The organism is Streptomyces sp. NBC_01689 (assembly GCF_036250675.1).
Taxonomy (GTDB): domain Bacteria; phylum Actinomycetota; class Actinomycetes; order Streptomycetales; family Streptomycetaceae; genus Streptomyces.
The window spans coordinates 4,945,572-4,962,502 of the sequence record NZ_CP109592.1 but is presented as its reverse complement, the minus strand read 5'-3'; the positions used below and the strand labels follow the sequence as shown (position 1 = coordinate 4,962,502).

At 71.1% G+C, this 16,931-nt stretch carries 15 protein-coding genes; 8 read left to right on the top strand and 7 right to left on the bottom strand.

The genetic code is table 11. The features are described from left to right. Positions 1 to 97: 97 nt before the first annotated feature. Positions 98 to 352, bottom strand: a complete 255-nt coding sequence (locus OG776_RS21030; protein WP_148009339.1) for a hypothetical protein — start codon at positions 350 to 352, stop codon at positions 98 to 100. On the opposite strand from OG776_RS21030, the gene OG776_RS21025 reads away from it, so the two are divergent. Together OG776_RS21025 and OG776_RS21020 are read left to right on the top strand one after the other, a co-directional pair. Next, the gene (locus tag OG776_RS21025) at positions 351 to 1,037 is read left to right on the top strand and encodes a hypothetical protein (RefSeq protein ID WP_148009340.1); all 687 of its coding nucleotides are present in this window, start codon (positions 351 to 353) and stop codon (positions 1,035 to 1,037) included. The genes OG776_RS21030 and OG776_RS21025 overlap by 2 nt on opposite strands. 99 nt (positions 1,038 to 1,136) lie before the next feature. After that, positions 1,137 to 1,685 carry a bacterial proteasome activator family protein gene (locus OG776_RS21020; RefSeq protein WP_148009341.1) on the top strand — a complete coding sequence of 183 codons (549 nt, stop codon included), beginning with the start codon at positions 1,137 to 1,139 and terminating at the stop codon, positions 1,683 to 1,685. A 242-nt stretch (positions 1,686 to 1,927) separates the two neighbouring features. Here OG776_RS21020 and OG776_RS21015 read toward each other — a convergent pair whose 3' ends face one another. Then, on the bottom strand, positions 1,928 to 3,559 hold the full coding sequence (locus OG776_RS21015; RefSeq protein ID WP_329322170.1) for a protein kinase domain-containing protein: 1,632 nt from the start codon (positions 3,557 to 3,559) through the stop codon (positions 1,928 to 1,930). Between the two features lie 388 nt (positions 3,560 to 3,947). Between OG776_RS21015 and OG776_RS21010 the strand changes: the two genes are divergently transcribed. Next, positions 3,948 to 5,516: a protein kinase domain-containing protein gene (locus tag OG776_RS21010; RefSeq protein WP_329322167.1), complete on the top strand. Its 1,569-nt coding sequence runs from the start codon at positions 3,948 to 3,950 to the stop codon at positions 5,514 to 5,516. A gap of 158 nt (positions 5,517 to 5,674) precedes the next feature. Here OG776_RS21010 and OG776_RS21005 read toward each other — a convergent pair whose 3' ends face one another. The 3 genes from OG776_RS21005 to OG776_RS20995 form a co-directional block, all read right to left on the bottom strand. After that, positions 5,675 to 7,015 carry a phosphotransferase gene (locus OG776_RS21005; protein ID WP_329323739.1) on the bottom strand — a complete coding sequence of 447 codons (1,341 nt, stop codon included), beginning with the start codon at positions 7,013 to 7,015 and terminating at the stop codon, positions 5,675 to 5,677. Positions 7,016 to 7,117: 102 nt separating this feature from the next. Then, complete coding sequence (locus tag OG776_RS21000; RefSeq protein ID WP_329322165.1) at positions 7,118 to 7,540, bottom strand: pyridoxamine 5'-phosphate oxidase family protein; 423 nt, start codon at positions 7,538 to 7,540, stop codon at positions 7,118 to 7,120. Between the two features lie 165 nt (positions 7,541 to 7,705). Continuing rightward, positions 7,706 to 8,368, bottom strand: coding sequence for a response regulator (locus OG776_RS20995; protein ID WP_148009345.1), 663 nt, complete (start codon positions 8,366 to 8,368; stop codon positions 7,706 to 7,708). A 409-nt stretch (positions 8,369 to 8,777) separates the two neighbouring features. On the opposite strand from OG776_RS20995, the gene pdhA reads away from it, so the two are divergent. From pdhA to OG776_RS20980, 3 genes are read left to right on the top strand one after another with little or no spacing between them, the layout of a single operon-like run. Beyond that, a complete protein-coding gene (gene pdhA, locus OG776_RS20990; protein ID WP_148009346.1) occupies positions 8,778 to 10,025 on the top strand; it encodes a pyruvate dehydrogenase (acetyl-transferring) E1 component subunit alpha in 1,248 nt (415 codons plus the stop codon). A gap of 2 nt (positions 10,026 to 10,027) precedes the next feature. Then, positions 10,028 to 11,008 carry an alpha-ketoacid dehydrogenase subunit beta gene (locus OG776_RS20985; protein ID WP_148009347.1) on the top strand — a complete coding sequence of 327 codons (981 nt, stop codon included), beginning with the start codon at positions 10,028 to 10,030 and terminating at the stop codon, positions 11,006 to 11,008. A gap of 10 nt (positions 11,009 to 11,018) precedes the next feature. Then, positions 11,019 to 12,446, top strand: coding sequence for a dihydrolipoamide acetyltransferase family protein (locus tag OG776_RS20980; RefSeq protein WP_148009348.1), 1,428 nt, complete (start codon positions 11,019 to 11,021; stop codon positions 12,444 to 12,446). Between the two features lie 106 nt (positions 12,447 to 12,552). Here the strand turns inward: OG776_RS20980 and OG776_RS20975 are convergent, their stop codons facing one another. Together OG776_RS20975 and OG776_RS20970 are read right to left on the bottom strand one after the other, a co-directional pair. After that, positions 12,553 to 13,509 carry a BRO-N domain-containing protein gene (locus OG776_RS20975; RefSeq protein WP_329322162.1) on the bottom strand — a complete coding sequence of 319 codons (957 nt, stop codon included), beginning with the start codon at positions 13,507 to 13,509 and terminating at the stop codon, positions 12,553 to 12,555. A 282-nt stretch (positions 13,510 to 13,791) separates the two neighbouring features. Further along, positions 13,792 to 14,688 carry a D-alanyl-D-alanine carboxypeptidase family protein gene (locus OG776_RS20970; RefSeq protein ID WP_148009349.1) on the bottom strand — a complete coding sequence of 299 codons (897 nt, stop codon included), beginning with the start codon at positions 14,686 to 14,688 and terminating at the stop codon, positions 13,792 to 13,794. A 232-nt stretch (positions 14,689 to 14,920) separates the two neighbouring features. Here OG776_RS20970 and OG776_RS20965 point away from each other — a divergent pair, with 232 nt between their 5' ends. Continuing rightward, positions 14,921 to 15,604 (top strand): GntR family transcriptional regulator, encoded by a 684-nt coding sequence (locus OG776_RS20965; RefSeq protein ID WP_329322160.1) that lies wholly within the window; start codon positions 14,921 to 14,923, stop codon positions 15,602 to 15,604. Then, positions 15,601 to 16,905: an MFS transporter gene (locus tag OG776_RS20960; RefSeq protein WP_148009351.1), complete on the top strand. Its 1,305-nt coding sequence runs from the start codon at positions 15,601 to 15,603 to the stop codon at positions 16,903 to 16,905. Before OG776_RS20965 ends, OG776_RS20960 begins: the two co-directional genes overlap by 4 nt. The last annotated feature ends 26 nt before the right edge of the window (positions 16,906 to 16,931 follow it).

The following is a 16,931-nucleotide window of genomic DNA, read 5'->3' as shown; positions in this document are numbered from 1 at the left end:
TCGGTGTGATCGGACAGGTTCGACCGGTCGGCCCGGCCCGGCGCGTCGGCGTGGCCCGTCCGCGCGGCCCCTCGGCCGCGTCGGTCGGCCGGACCGCTCAGTCGCGTCGCAGGTGCAGGGCGAGGAAGGCCATCCCCAGGCCCAGGCCGATGAGGATCAGACCGCCGCCCAGGGGCAGGATCCGGAGGGTCCGCCGCGTCGGCGCGGTGCCGGGGTCCAGCACGTGCTGCTCGACGGGTACGGCCGCGTTCGGCGCCCCGGTGGTGCCGTCTCCCGTCCCGTCCACACCGTCCTGCGAGGTACCGGACCCGGCGCTCTCGTCGACCGGGTCCCGGTCCGTGTACGTGGGCATGGAGTCCTCGTCGTTCTCGCCCTGGTCGCGGTCCCTGTCCTGGCGTCCCGGCCGGGCACGGCCCGCTCCCGGGCGGCTTCCCGCGCGGGAGTCCTCCTCGGCCGGGGTGGGCCCGGCGGCCTCCCGCACGGACGGCGCGTCTGCGGCGGCCGATCCGACGGCCGGACGGCCCGTCTTCGTGGACGGCGAGCGGGCCGGAGGCGCGGACGCCGAACGGCCCGACCCGCTCGAACGGCCCGACCCGGTGGACGGCGCGTGGTCCGACCCCGTGGACGGCCGGTGCGGCAGGGACGCGGACGGCCGGTGCGACGACGACGCGGACGGCCGGTGCGACGGCTGGGCGGCCGGCCCGTGCGACGGTGAGGCGGGCGGCCGGTGGGACGGCGGGTCGGCCGGCGCGTGGTCCGTCACCACGGACGGGCGGCGGGACGGCGACGCGGACGGCCGGCGGGAGGGCGACACCGAGGCCGAGGCGGCCGGCGAGGCGCGCGGCGAGGTGGCCGGCGGTGCGGACGGCGGGGCCGAGGAAGCGGCCGCGTACGAGGCGCCCCAGGACGGGGATGCCAGAGCGGTCGCCAGAAGCAGCAGCAATATCGGCCCGCGGGGTCGGCTGAGCCATGGAGTCACGCCAGTGACCCCCTCCCGGTCGAGGAGTCCCATGATCAATGGGGCAAGCCTCACATGAGGGTTCCTTCCCGGCATCCCGACGGTGACCGGCCGAGTGGATCACCCGCAACGGGGGGCGGCACCGTGATGAGGTGGGGTGGTGCGAGACAATGGCGGCATGGAGATGCCGAGGAACGAAAGGTCACCGGAGAACCCCCAGATCCTGGTCGTGGGCCAGGACGGAATGGCTCTCGGTGGCACCGGTGACGAGGACTCCCGTGAGGTCCCGGTGACAGAGATGGTCGAACAGCCGGCCAAGGTCATGCGCATCGGGAGCATGATCAAGCAACTCCTCGAAGAGGTGCGGGCCGCACCCCTGGACGAGGCGAGCCGCGTTCGGCTGAAGGAGATCCACGCCAGCTCCGTGAAGGAGCTGGAGGACGGCCTGGCCCCCGAACTGGTCGAGGAGCTGGAACGGCTCTCACTGCCCTTCACCCATGACGCGACCCCCAGCGACGCGGAGCTGCGGATCGCGCAGGCTCAGCTGGTGGGCTGGCTCGAGGGTCTCTTCCACGGAATCCAGACGACCCTGTTCGCGCAGCAGATGGCGGCCAGGGCTCAGCTGGAGCAGATGCGCCGGGCCCTTCCGCCGGGCGTCGGCGGCGGCCTGGAGGGCGGCGACGAGGACCCGCGCACGGGCGGCCGCTCGGGCGGCCCGTACCTCTAGGTCCCACCGGGGCGGGAAGCGGGAAGCGGGAAGCGGGAAGCGGGAAGCGGGAAGCGGTACGGACAGGGCGGGCCCGGCACGAACGTGCCGGGCCCGTTCCCTCTTCCGGTCGTTCCTCCCGCGCCGCCACCGGTCGTCCCCGGCTTGCACCCGGTACCGGCCGTCACCGGGTACCGGCCTGCACCGGGTACCGGCCTGGACCGGGAACCGGGCGTCCCCGCGGACCGGGCGTCCCCGCCCGTTCAGGACGGGTCGCCGGTCGAGACCTTCAGTTCGATCTCGGGCATGTCCTTCGGGTCGACGTCCGTTCCGGCGGTGGGGAACTGCCCCATGACGGTGCCCTCCCCGTAGGTGTTCTCGTCGACGGGGGTCTGCTTCATCCTCCAGCCCGCCGCCTGGAAGCAGGACTTGACCGACTTGATGTACCGGTAGGTGAAGTCCGGGACCTGGATCTTGTCCGGGTCGTCGTACGACTCCTGCGGATCGGTGCACTTCTCCGTGTCGATGGTCTTCGAGGTGTCCGGACCCCGGTGGCTCGCCACCACGGCCGGAGTTGTGGAGGCACCGCCGCCGCCCTTGTCGTCGTCTCCGCCGCCGTTCATCGAGAGGGCGGTGATCAGACCGCCGAGCGCGACGAGCGCCACGATGATCGACCCGATGACGACGCCCTTGTTGCTCCGGCGGCCCCCCGGACCACCGGAGGCGGCCGTCATGTGCTGGGGCGTGAGGTTGTACGGCGGCGGGGTCTGCACCCCGTGCTGGTGGGCGCCGTACGGAGTTGTCTGCGGAGCGGGCTGGTAGCCGCCCTGCTGCGGGTAGCCGTACCCGGGTGAGCCCGGCGTCGGCGTCGGCGCGCCGTAGGGGCCCGGCTGGTACGGCGTCTGCACGGGACCCGGGGTCGGCATCGACTGGTCGACCGGCGGGAAGACGGCGGAGCTCACACCCGCGCCGCTCGACGTCCTGGCGCCCGGCACGATGCTCGGCGGAACGGCGTGGAGCGACTGGGCCACGCGCAGGCACTCGTCGCGCATGGCCTCGGCGCTCGGGAAACGCTCGTTCGGGTTCTTCTTCAGCGCGCGGGCGACCAGCGCGTCCACCGCCAGCGGCAGCGAGCGGTTGACCGAGGAGGGCGCGACCGGCTCCTCCTGGACGTGCGCGTAGGCGATGGCCAGCGGCGAGTCCGCCTCGAACGGCAGCCGTCCGGTGACCAGTTGGAAGAGCATGATGCCGACCGAGTACAGGTCCGACCTGGCGTCCACGCCCCGGCCGAGCGCCTGCTCGGGCGAGAGGTACTGCGGGGTGCCGACGACCATGCCGGTCTGGGTCATGGAAGTGACCCCGGACTGCATGGCGCGGGCGATGCCGAAGTCCATCACTTTGACGACGTTGCGCTTCGTCATCATCACGTTGCCCGGTTTGATGTCCCGGTGGACCAGGCCCATCTCGTGGCTGATCTCCAGGGCCGCCAGCACGTCCGCGGTGATCTTCAGGGCCTTGTCGGCGGGCATCGCGCCGTACTGCCGGATGTCCGCGTCGAGGACCGAGCCGAGCGGCTTGCCCTCGATGTACTCCATGACGATGTACGGCGTCGTCATGCCGTTGAGGTCGTCCTCGCCGGTGTCGAAGACCGAGACGATGTTGGTGTGCGTGAGCTTGGCCACCGACTGCGCCTCGCGGCGGAACCGCTCGCGGAAGGCCTGCTCGCGGCCGAGTTCCGTGTGCAGTGTCTTGATCGCCACCTGGCGGTCGAGCACCGAGTCGTACGCGAGATGCACCGAGGCCATGCCGCCCTCGCCGAGCAGATCGCGCAGCTGGTAGCGGCCGCCGGCGACCGCGCGCCCCGCGTACCGGCCCTGTGCGCCGTCCTGGCTCATGTTCTGCGTCCCCCATCGGCACGGCGGCAGCGTCGGCTGGTTGCTCCCGCGGTCCGTGATCGATTGACTGTGATCAAATCGATCGACTGTGATCACCCGTGTCCCGGTGATCGATTGGCTGATTCCCGGCCAAGTCTGCCCGAGGGCGGTGACACGTCAAGCTCGGTGCCCGTTCCGTGACCGTACGCGAAAGAAGCGTCGCGGAAGCGTTACAGGTGCCGTGCGGGCGGTACACAGGATTTGCGCACGGGTACCCGGGGCGGGTTGGATGGCCCGTCCATCTCGATTCCATCTCGGACCGGCACCCCGCTCCGAGCCTGTAGCGTGGCTCGACGGAGACCGTAACAACCACCGCGCAGACCGCGGGCAGAAACGACGGCGAGGACTGATGGCACAGCAGCAGCGCGCTCAGGGCCCGTCCGACCCCGAGGCGACTGGCGGCGGTATGTCAGATGCGCCGGAGATGTGGGGTAACGGCGGACTTGTGGGGGACGGCCGGTATCGGCTGACCCACAGACTAGGCCGGGGCGGCATGGCCGAGGTGTTCGCGGCCGAGGACGTGCGCCTCGGGCGCACCGTCGCGGTCAAACTGCTCCGCTCCGACCTGGCCGAGGACCCGGTCTCGAAGGCCCGCTTCACACGCGAGGCCCAGTCGGTGGCCGGACTCAACCACCACGCCGTCGTCGCCGTGTACGACTCGGGCGAGGACGTGGTCGGGCACGGGGTCGTCCCGTACATCGTGATGGAGCTGGTCGAGGGCCGCACCATCCGTGACCTGCTCATCAACGCCGAGGCCCCCGGGCCCGAGCAGGCGCTGATCATCGTCTCGGGCGTGCTGGAGGCGCTGGCCTACTCGCACCAGCACGGCATCGTGCACCGTGACATCAAGCCGGCGAACGTGATCATCACGCAGACCGGTGCCGTGAAGGTGATGGACTTCGGCATCGCGCGCGCCCTGCACGGGGCGCAGTCGACGATGACCCAGACCGGCATGGTCATGGGCACGCCGCAGTACCTCTCCCCGGAGCAGGCGCTCGGCAAGGCCGTCGACCACCGCTCCGACCTGTACGCGACCGGCTGTCTGCTCTACGAACTCCTGGCGCTGCGGCCCCCGTTCACGGGCGAGACGCCGTTGTCGGTGGTCTACCAGCACGTCCAGGACATCCCGGTGCCTCCGTCCGAGGTCGCGACGGCGGCGCCGCCCGAGCTCGACGGGCTGGTCATGCGTTCGCTCGCGAAGGAGCCGGACGACCGGTTCCAGACCGCCGAGGAGATGCGCGGGCTGGTCCAGTACGGCCTGCAGATGCTGTACGACCAGGGCGGCCACACGGGCACCTGGAACACCGGGCCGGTCACGGTCCACGAGGGACGGCACACCCCGGCGGCGGGTTTCGCGGGCACGACCGCGCTGCCGCACCCCGGTGACTCCTCCGGGACCACGCAGATCCCGGCGCCGATCATCCCGCCGTACGGCGGCGGGGACGACGGCGGTTTCGAGGGGCACGGCAACAGCGGCGGCGGCCGCGGCAAGCTGTGGATCCTCGCGGTGCTCGCGGTCATCGCGATCGCGGCGGGGGTCGCGCTCGCGCTCAACAACACCGGTGGCGGCGGCAGCGGCGGTACCGGCACGACCCGGTCGCCCTCGGTCACGCCGTCCGAGAAGGGCGACGAGCCCAGCTCGAGCCCCAGCGACGACTCCACGGACTCCTCGCAGGACAGTTCCACGGACAACGGCACGGGCTCGGACTCCGGTTCGGACTACACGCCGTCGTACACCCCGTCCAAGAGCTACAGCAGCCGGCCCTCGGACGAGCCGTCCGACGAGCCCTCGGACACCCCGACGAAGTCGACCCCCTCGCAGCCGTCGAACGAGCCGAGCAGCGACGCCCCGGTCTCCCCGGATCCCACGGGTGACGGCGGCGGCGGCGACACCGAGGGCGACACCGCGAACCCCTGAGGGGATCCGACCGAGACGCCCGCCACGCGCGCGTGAGGCCCGGAGACGGGCGTCACGCGCGCGTACGCGTCCTGCGGGCCGTCCCGTGCCCTCCGCGGGAGCCCGGCCGTCTCCCGGGGGCTCCGCGGCGGCACCGCACCCGCCGGTGGGCCGGCCGATCAGCCCGTGAACGCCTCGCACACCGCGTCGTACTCGCGGGTCCACCACACCGCCAGCGCGGAGGCCGCCGGGAACTGCGGGTCGGCCCGGGTGTCGCCGCGTTCGTAGTGCCAGCGCAGCATCCAGAAGTCGTTGAGGCGCTCCCACCACACGCGATGCACGGCGGCGGCCAGTTCGGCGGCCCCGGCCCCGGCCGCACGCCGGTACGCGCGCGCGTAAGCCCGCACCTTGGTCAGGTCCAGCGCCCCGACGGGCCGTACGAAGAAGATCATCGCGGCGCGTACGGCCTCCTCGGCGCGGGGGTGGACGCCCAGCCGGTCCCAGTCGACGATCGCGGCCGGTTCGCCGTCGCGGTAGAGCAGGTTGAACGGGTGGAAGTCCCCGTGGACCCAGCCCACCGAGCCGCCCTGCGGGGGCCGCCGGTCGGCGTGCTTCTCCAGGAGGGCGCGCCGCTCCAGGAGCCGGTGCCGGGCGAGTTCGTCGAAGGCGTCGGGCGGGCGGTGGCTGCGCACCCTGGCGAGCAGCCGGTCGATGAGCGCGAAGGTGTCGGCGGGGTCGGCGCCCCGGGCCGGGTCGGTGCCCTCGACGGCGCGGACGCCGACACTACCGGTGCGCGCGAGCATCCCGGGGCGTGCGGTGTCCCCATGGTCTCCGCCGTCTCCGGGACCTCCTGGGTCTCCGGAACCGCCCGGGTTCCCGGGATCGCCCGGGTCTCCGGGACCTCCCGGGCCTGCCGGACCCTCCGCGTCTCCGGGGTGTCCTGGGCCCGCGGTGTGCGCGGTGGGTCCCGTGCCCCCCGGCTCCTCCGCCGACGAGGCCGGAGCCCTGTCCCGTCCTCCCCGGCCCCCGTCCGGCGTCCGCCCCGGAGTCCGGTCCGGGGGCCGGTCCGCGGACGGTTTCGCCGGGGAGCGTCCCTGGGTCGCCAGTACGCGCTCCATCACCCGCTCCAGGCTCGCGTGGACGACTCCGAGGAGGCCCCCCAGCCGGGCGCACTGCTCCGTGGAGAGCTGGCCCCCGTGCCGGTGCCTGCCGTCGATCCAGGGGTGCAGCGCGTACGCGTGGCCCCCGACGACGGCCACCGTGCGGCCGTCCGTGCCGGCCAGCGGCGGGGCGACGGGAACGCCGAGATCCGCGAGCCGCTGGGTCGCCCGGTGCTGGCGGGCGATCGCGGCGGGATCGGCCGTCTCGGGGTCGAAATGGTGCTTGAGGAAGTAGCGGCCCTGGGTGGTGCGCAGCCGGTAGCCGCGATTGAGCAGCCCCTGTTCGACGGGGTCGCAGGTCAGCGCCGACCCTGCGGCGTACTGACGGAGGAGGGCGCCCAGAGGGGGCGCGTGAAGCACGGGAGCGGGTACGGATGAGCGCGGCACGCGCCAGATGCTAGGTCACCGTACAGGCCGCTGACCTGCGTTTGTCACACACAGTCATGTTTGATCACGAGATGGTCACAGGATGTGCTGGAACTGCCGTTCCAGGCCATCGTCCGTGGAATGCACGGTGCAGACCTGAGGTGTCACGCCCAGATAGACGGGATCGAAGCGTTCACCGTCGACGAGCCGCGGGGCGGGTCCGAAGCGCTCGCGCTCCGCCGCGGTCGGCTCGACCGCCTGGCACCGGCCCACGATCTGCACGGACCACAGGCTCTCCCCGGGCCGCGCGGAGCTCAGGTTGTCGGTGCCGTACGCGATGACGGCGCCCGCGCAGGCCTGGTGGCTTCCGCAGCCCCGGTGCATACGGAGCAGGACCCGTCCGTCGACCACGATGTGGTGGGCCGCCGCGAGCAGCGGAAGAGCGTGCCGGCTGGCGGCCACCCGGCCGTGGTCGGTGCGGCGCATCAGGTCCACGGCGAGCTGTTCGTCGGTGGGCATCCTTCCAATCTTCGGCACGCGCGCGGCCCCGGCAAGAGCCGCCCGGCCCGGGGGGAAGGGGCCGTAGGTCCCGAACGGGCCCGGGACCGCCCCCGGCGCCCGGACGACGCCCGTGTCGCCCCGAACGCCCGCCCCCGGGAACGCCGGCGGGCGGGCGCGCGCACCTCAGTGGCGCTGCTTCTCCGCCTGGAGGCGCGCGACGTACGCGGCTGCCTGTGAACGCCGTTCCATGCCCAGCTTGGACAGCAGGCTCGACACATAGTTCTTGATCGTCTTCTCGGCGAGATGCAGCCGTTCGCCTATCACCCGGTTGGTCAGCCCCTCGCCGATCAGGTCGAGGATCCTGCGCTCCTGCTCGGTGAGGTGCGCGAGCCGGTCGTCGCCGCGGGGGCCGCCGTCGCGCAGCCGCTCCAGGACCCGGGCCGTGGCCTCCGGGTCGAGCAGGGACTTCCCCGCCGCGACGTCGCGCACCGCCGCCAGCAGCTCGCCGCCGCGGATCGCCTTCAGCACATAGCCCGACGCACCCGCCATGATCGCTTCGAAGAGTGCCTCGTCGTCGGCGTACGAGGTGAGCATCAGGCATCGAACGGACTCGTCGGCGGACCGGATCTCGCGGCAGACCTCGACCCCGCTGCCGTCCGGGAGGCGGACGTCGAGCACCGCGACGTCCGGGTGGGTGGCGGGGATCCGGACCAGTGCGTCGGCCGCCGTCCCGGCCTCGCCGACCACCTCGAAGCCGTCCTCCGCCGAGAGCAACTCGTGCACCCCGCGCCGCACCACCTCGTGATCATCGACGAGAAATACGGTAATTTTTCCGTTTTCGGGCACAAAGTAAGTGTCACACACCACCCTCGGCCCCGCGGAAGTCCACTCTTCCCGTGCCCGGGGTGGCCGGGATAACGTGCCGGTGTTCCGGCCCCCTGCAAGGCCGCGACCAGTGCTGTGACCAGCGACTGTTCCCGACCCGCGCGAACTACTTGGAAATCCGACTAAAAAGTACTTGGAAATCCAAGCAAAAACGCAGGTCAGGAGGGGTTTCACAGAAATGTGGAGCACTGGGTAACGTGACCGATGCAGGGCGCTCGCCGGGGCACCTGTCACGCCTGTTCCGGCCGAGTGGCACCCACCCCGTGCACGGGAACCGGAACGGCGAGCCGCTCCCTCGAGCTCTTGGAACGAGCGAGGGGGAACCCAGCCACCCGGCAACCCCGGGGGCCGGACCGACGGAGGAGTACACGTGACCGTGGAGAGCACTGCCGCGCGCAAGCCGCGACGCAGCGCCGGTACGACCGCTGCGAAAGGCGGCGCCAGTACGGCCGGTTCAAAGACCGCCGCGAGCAGGACGGCAGCGGGCAAGGGCACCGGCGCGGCCGGCAAGAAGGCACCGGGCACTCCGGGCGCGGACCCCGAGCTCGTTCAGCTGCTGACGCCTGAGGGCGAGCGGGTCGCGGACGCCACGTACGACCCGTACGTCGCCGACATCACCCCCGAGGAGCTGCGCGGCCTGTACCGGGACATGGTGCTGAGCCGCCGCTTCGACGCCGAGGCCACCTCCCTGCAGCGCCAGGGCGAGCTGGGCCTGTGGGCCTCGATGCTCGGCCAGGAGGCCGCCCAGATCGGTTCGGGCCGGGCCACCCGTGACGACGACTACGTCTTCCCGACCTACCGCGAGCACGGCGTCGCCTGGTGCCGCGGGGTCGACCCCACCAACCTGCTCGGCATGTTCAGGGGTGTGAACAACGGCGGCTGGGACCCGAACGGCAACAACTTCCACCTGTACACGATCGTCATCGGCTCGCAGACGCTGCACGCCACCGGCTACGCCATGGGCATCGCCAAGGACGGCGCGGACTCGGCCGTGATCGCGTACTTCGGGGACGGCGCCTCCAGCCAGGGCGACGTCGCCGAATCGTTCACCTTCTCCGCGGTCTACAACGCGCCCGTCGTCTTCTTCTGCCAGAACAACCAGTGGGCGATCTCCGAGCCCACCGAGAAGCAGACCCGGGTGCCGCTCTACCAGCGCGCGCAGGGCTACGGCTTCCCGGGCGTCCGGGTCGACGGCAACGACGTCCTGGCCTGCCTGGCCGTGACCAAGTGGGCGCTGGAGCGGGCCCGCCGCGGCGAGGGCCCCACGCTCGTCGAGGCGTACACCTACCGCATGGGCGCGCACACCACCTCCGACGACCCGACCAAGTACCGGGCGGACGAGGAGCGCGAGTCCTGGGAGGCGAAGGACCCGATCCTGCGCCTGCGCGCGTACCTGGAGGCCTCAAACCACGCGGACGAGGGATTCTTCGCGGAACTCGAGGCCGAGAGCGAGACGTTGGGCAAGCGAGTACGCGAAGTGGTCCGGGCCATGCCGGACCCCGACCACCTCGCGATCTTCGAGAACGTGTACGCGGACGGGCACGCGCTCGTCGACGAGGAGCGGGCCCAGTTCGCCGCCTACCAGGCGTCGTTCGTGGACGAAGGGGAGGGCAAGTAGCGATGGCTGCGGAAAAGATGGCGCTGGCCAAGGCGATCAACGAGTCGCTGCGCACGGCCCTCGACACCGACCCCAAGGTCCTGATCATGGGCGAGGACGTCGGCAAGCTCGGCGGTGTCTTCCGGGTCACCGACGGTCTGCAGAAGGACTTCGGCGAGGACCGGGTCATCGACACCCCGCTCGCCGAGTCGGGCATCGTCGGCACCGCGATCGGCCTCGCCCTGCGGGGCTACCGGCCGGTGGTGGAGATCCAGTTCGACGGCTTCGTCTTCCCGGCGTACGACCAGATCGTCACGCAGCTCGCGAAGATGCACGCGCGGGCGCTCGGCAAGATCAAGCTCCCCGTCGTCATCCGCATTCCGTACGGCGGCGGCATCGGCGCCGTGGAGCACCACTCCGAGTCCCCCGAGGCGCTCTTCGCGCACGTCGCGGGCCTCAAGGTGGTCTCCCCGTCGAACGCGAGCGACGCCTACTGGATGATGCAGCAGGCCATCCAGAGCGACGACCCGGTGATCTTCTTCGAGCCCAAGCGGCGCTACTGGGACAAGAGCGAGGTCAACACCGACGCCATCCCCGGCCCGCTGCACAAGGCGGTCGTGGCGCGCGAGGGCAGCGACCTGACGCTCGCCGCGTACGGCCCGATGGTGAAGGTCTGCCTGGAGGCCGCCGCGGCCGCCCAGGAGGAGGGCAGGTCGATCGAGGTCCTGGACCTGCGCTCGATGTCGCCCATCGACTTCGACTCGGTCCAGACCTCGGTGGAGAAGACCCGCCACCTGGTCGTGGTGCACGAGGCGCCGGTGTTCCTGGGCACGGGCGCGGAGATCGCCGCCCGCATCACGGAGCGGTGCTTCTACCACCTGGAGGCACCCGTCCTGCGGGTCGGCGGCTACCACGCCCCCTACCCGCCGGCCCGCCTGGAGGAGGAGTACCTTCCGGGCCTGGACCGGGTGCTCGACGCCGTCGACCGCTCGCTGGCGTACTGAGGAGAGAGTCGTGACGACGATGACTGAGAACGCGTCGGGGCTCCGCGAGTTCAAGATGCCCGACGTGGGCGAGGGACTCACCGAGGCGGAGATCCTCAAGTGGTACGTCCAGCCCGGTGACTCCGTCACCGACGGCCAGGTCGTGTGCGAGGTCGAGACCGCCAAGGCCGCGGTCGAGCTGCCCATCCCGTACGACGGCGTGGTGCGCGAACTCCGCTTCCCCGAGGGGACGACGGTGGACGTGGGCCAGGTGATCATCGCGGTGGACGTGTCCGGAGGAGCGGCGCCCGTGGCGGCCCCGGCCGTCGAACCCGCCCCCGTGGCCGCGCCGTCTCCGGCGGCCCCGGCCGGCGGGGAGTCCAAGCCGGAGGGCCGCACCCCGGTCCTCGTCGGGTACGGGGTGGCCGAGTCCTCCACCAAGCGCCGCCCCCGCAAGGGCACCGAGGTCCCCCCGCAGCAGTCCGAGGTCCTTCCCGCGGCCGCCACGGTCCAGGCCGAGCTCAACGGACACGGCAGGCCGCGCCCGCTGGCGAAGCCCCCGGTCCGCAAGCTCGCCAAGGATCTCGGGGTCGACCTGACGACGGTCACCCCGTCGGGCCCGGACGGCGTCATCACGCGCGAGGACGTCCACGCGGCGGCCGCGCCCGCGCCGGTGCCGGCCCCGCAGGCGTCCGTCGAGGAGACCGTGCCGGCCGCCCGCGTCCAGGCGCCCGCCCCGGTCGCCGGGTACGACGCGGCGCGGGAGACCCGCGTCCCGGTGAAGGGTGTCCGCAAGGCCACCGCCGCCGCGATGGTCGGCTCGGCGTTCACCGCTCCGCACGTCACCGAGTTCGTGACGGTCGACGTGACGCGCACGATGAGGCTCGTCGAGGAGCTCAAGCAGGACAAGGAGCTCGCGGGCCTGCGGGTGAACCCCCTGCTGCTCATCGCCAAGGCCCTGCTGGTGGCGATCAGGCGCAATCCCGAGGTCAACGCGTCCTGGGACGAGGCCGCACAGGAGATCGTCGTCAAGCACTACGTGAACCTGGGCATCGCCGCCGCGACCCCCCGTGGTTTGCTCGTCCCGAACATCAAGGACGCGCACGCCAAGACGCTCCCCCAGCTCGCCGAGTCGCTGGGCGAGCTGGTCGCGACGGCGCGTGAGGGCAAGACCTCGCCGGCCGCGATGCAGGGCGGCACGGTGACGATCACCAACGTCGGCGTCTTCGGCGTCGACACGGGCACGCCGATCCTCAACCCCGGCGAGTCGGCGATCCTCGCGATCGGGGCGATCAAGCTCCAGCCCTGGGTCCACAAGGGCAAGGTGAAGCCGCGTCAGGTGACGACGCTCGCGCTCTCCTTCGACCACCGCCTGGTCGACGGCGAGCTGGGCTCCAAGGTCCTCGCCGACGTGGCGGCGATCCTGGAACAGCCGAAGCGGCTCATCACCTGGGGGTGACCCGGAAGGGAAACCGGACACGAAGCCCGTGTCGATCGGGTAGCTTCAGTGGAGAGGGGTCGGCCGCACATTCTTCTTGCGACCGTCCCCTCTTCCTTTGCGCAGGTCAGGAGCGGTTGAGCACGTAGACGGGCGCTCCGTTCCCGCTGCCGCCCCGGGAGCGGATGCAGGCGTGCTTGCGCAGCATCCGCAGACAGTCGTTGACCCGCTGCACGGAGAGTCCGGTTCGGGCCGCGATGGCGTCCAGCGGCTGACGCAGTTCGCCCTCCTCGACCAGGACGGGCACGATCACGACCGCCACCGCCCACACGTCGGAGGTCACGCTCAGCCGCTGCCGCCAGTCGGCGAGGACGGACTCGGCGACCGGGTTCGCGGGGAAGTCGGTGGTGGGTGCCGGACGGTCGAGGGCGAGGACGTCGAGCCGGCTCGCGATCCGTCCCATGGCCTCGGCGATGGCGCGCTGCGCGGCGAGTGTCTCGCGCTGCATCTCGACCATGGTCCGCTGCAGCGTGAGCGACTCCTGCTGGGCGACGGCGTGCTGCTCGTCGGCCTGCAGGTTGCGCTCCTCCAGCCGGACGATGGCGTCGGCGACCTGCTCGGGCATGGCGTAGGCGATGGGCGCGCCCGGTTCGGCGGGCTGCACCTCGGCCTCCTCGAGACTGTAGGAACCCTCTCGCTGGACGGTCTCGATGACCTCCGCGGCCCACTGCTTGAAGGGCGCGCAGGCGGGTTTGGTGCAGGCGTTGACGAGAAGGATCAGACCCTGGAGGTCGATCAGCTGCAAGTCTCGGCGCCATGTCCTACCTGCGGGAACGCTGAGACCGTGACTTCCAGTCACTGTCTCGAGATTGTCTCGATGGTGCTCCGGCACGTGGTCGAGGAGCGCCTTCCGGGGTGTCGTGTAGCCCAACTTCTTGCAGACGTCCACGGACGGGAACCAGTGGTTTCCGTCCGGCATGGTCAGCCTCCGGACCCGGTCGCCGGTCGCCGCGTAGACGAAGTCGCTGATGTCGATCGCCTCGTACCGCTCGCCCGAACGGGGTCGCTTGCTCGGTTCGTTCATGTGAACCACCTCCGCCGCGGAACGTAGAACGGAGGAAATCGAATATGCCAATTGCAACCGTGATGTTCATGATTGCGAGGGAAAGATCGTCGGTTCCACGGCGTGTGACCGCGACCGTGTGCATGGCGGCCGGTGGAGCCCGTGCCCGCCTCGACCGCGGACGGACGGGCGCCACGGACGACGGACAGGGGCCCGCCGCTGGTGTGCGGCAGGCCCCTGTTTCCTCGTGCTGTCCTGCGTGATGCGTCCCGCGCCGGGAGTCGTCGTCCCCGCGCGGGGGGACTACTTGGCGAAGGCGTAGCTCATGAGCTTCTTCGCGTCCGACTCGCGGGCCGGGATGGAGGTCGACGCGAGAACCGTGCCGATGACCGTCTTGCCGTTGCGGGTGGCGGCGAAGACGAGGCAGTACTTGGCCTCGGGGCCGGAGCCGGTCTTCACGCCGATGGTGCCGCTGTAGCTGCTGAGCAGACCGTTGGTGTTGGTCCACGCGGCCATGGTGCGGGTGCCGCCGGTCTTCGTCTTGGTCTTCGCCGTGTACGACTTCGTCTTGACGATCGTCTTGAACGTGCTGTTCTTCATCGCGCTGCTGGCGAGCTTCGTCAGGTCGCGCGGGGTGGAGTAGTTGTTGCCGTTGCCGATGCCGTCGAACGAGTCGAACTTGGTGTTCGTCAGACCGAGGGACCTGGCCGTGGTGTTCATCTTGCCGATGAACGACTTCACCCGGGCGGCCATGGTCGAGCCCGAGCCGTACTTGTCCGCGAGCGCGTACGCGGCGTCGCAGCCGGACGGCAGCATCAGACCGTAGAGGAGCTGACGGACGGTGACCTTGTCGCCGACGATCAGGTGGGCCTGGGAGGCGTTGTTGCGGACGATGTAGTCGCTGTACGCCTTCTGGATGGTGACCGTGGCGTCCAGGTTCAGGTTCGACTGCGAGAGGACGACCTTGGCGGTCATGATCTTGGTGGTGGAACCGGTGGAACGCTTGGTGTCCGCGGCCTTGGTGTAGAGGGTCGCGGCCGTGCCGTTGTTCATCACGTAGCCGCCCTTGGCGGCGATCGTGGGCGTGGTCACGGCGCCCGCGGGCGCCGCGCCGAAGGCTCCGGCGGCCAGAACGGCTCCGGTCGTGACGGTCACAGCGGCGGCCCTGCGGAAACGCGTGCCCTTAATGCCGGTAATCAAAATGAACGCTCCGAATGCGCGAAATGCCCCTGGGAGAACGGCACATGGCAGTGCCGTCTCACGTACGGACTCCCCAGGTACCCAAAGGGATGCACGGAAAAGGGAACTGAATGATGTGATGTGGATTACGTAGGGAGCCCCAAGGTGAACGCGTGAGAAGCCGTCGGGTCGCGCCGGTCCGCATCCTGGACGAGGACCGGCGATGCGTGCGTGTTGTATCTATGATGTGCGCATGCCTGCCGCCCCCTCCGTGCCCGCCCCGCCCGCCGCTCCCGCGGTGAAACAGCCGCCCGCCGCCGACCGGGTCTACGCCTACGTCAAGCAGGGTGTGCTGGAACGCCGTTACGAAGGCGGGACGCTGCTCACCGAGGGCGAGCTCGCCGATGCCGTCGGGGTGTCCCGCACACCGGTGCGCGAGGCGCTGCTCCGGCTGGAGGCCGAGGGCCTCATCAGGCTCTATCCGAAGAAGGGCGCGCTCGTCCTGCCCGTTTCCGCGCAGGAGATCGCGGACGTGGTCGAGACCCGCCAGCTCGTCGAGGAGCACGCGGTCCGCAAGGCCGTGCCGGCCGCGCCGCATCTCATCGCGCGGCTGGAGGAACTCCTCGCCCGGCAGAAGGAACAGGCCGCCGCGGGCGATCTGGCGGGCGCCGCCGTCACCGACCGGTGCTTCCACGCGGAGATCGTCCGCAGCGGCGCCAACGAGATCCTCTCCCGTCTCTACGACCAGCTCCGTGACCGTCAGTTGAGGATGGGAGTGGCCGTGATGCACGCGCACCCCGACCGGATCACCAAGACGCTCACCGAGCACGAGGAGATCCTCGAAGCCCTGCGCTCCGGTGACGCGGAGGCGGCCGTCGGCATCGTCCACCGCCACGTCAGCTGGTTCTCGAACCTGGCGCGGGGAGAGGTGCGATGAGCTCCCACTCGGCCGTGTCGCTGCCGGGTGATCCGCCCGGCGGCCGCCGGGCCGTCGGCGTCTGGGGCATCGGTGTCTCCGTCTACTTCGTCGCGGTCATCTTCCGCACCTCGCTGGGGGTCGCCGGACTCGACGCGGCGGACCGGTTCCATGTCAACGCCTCGGCCCTCTCCACCTTCTCGATCCTCCAGCTCCTGGTCTACGCGGGCATGCAGATACCGGTCGGGCTGCTCGTCGACCGGCTCGGCACCAAGCGGGTGCTGACCTTCGGCGTCGTCCTGTTCACGGCGGGACAGCTGGGATTCGCGTTCTCGTCCTCGTACGGGATGGCGCTGGCCTCGCGGGCGCTGCTGGGCTGTGGGGACGCGATGACGTTCATCAGCGTGCTGCGGCTGGGCACCCGCTGGTTCCCGGCCCGGCGCGGGCCGTTGGTCGCACAGCTCGCGGGGCTCGTCGGCATGGCCGGCAACCTCGTGTCCACCCTCGTGATCGCCCGGCTGCTGCACGGGGTCGGCTGGACGGCGGCGTTCGCGGGCAGCGCGGCCGCGGGCGTGGTCGTCCTCGTCCTGCTGCTCCTCTTCCTCAAGGACCACCCCGAGGGCCACGAGCCGGAGCCGTTCCCGCACCAGGGCGCCGCCTATGTGCGCCGCCAGATCCTGGCGTCCTGGCGTGAGCCCGGCACCCGGCTGGGCATGTGGGTGCACTTCACGACACAGTTCCCGGCGATGGTGTTCCTCCTGCTGTGGGGCATGCCGTTCCTGGTCGAGGCGCAGGGGCTGTCGCGGGCGACGGCCGGTGAACTGCTCACCCTCGTCGTCCTGTCCAACATGGTCGTCGGTCTCGTGTACGGGCAGATCGTCGCCCGGCACCACGCGGCGCGGCTGCCGCTGGCGCTCGGGACGGTGTCGGCGACCGCGCTGGCGTGGGCGAGCGCGGTGGCCTACCCCGCGCCGCACGCGCCGATGTGGCTGCTGGTCGTGCTGTGCGCCGTGCTGGGGGCCTGCGGACCGGCGTCCATGATCGGGTTCGACTTCGCGCGGCCCGCGAATCCGCCCGAGCGGCAGGGGACCGCGTCCGGGATCACCAACATGGGCGGTTTCGTCGCCTCGATGACGACGCTGTTCGCGATCGGGGTGCTGCTGGACGCCACCGGCGACGACTACCGGATCGCCTTCTCCGCGGTGTTCGTCCTCCAGGCGGCCGGACTGAGCCAGATCTTCCGGCTGCGCGGGGAAGCGGCGCGCAGGGAGCGGGAGCGGCTGGTCGCGAGCCGGGTGGAGACGGTGCACGTACCGGCGTAGTCACCGCCGGCCGGGCGCGGCGGGAG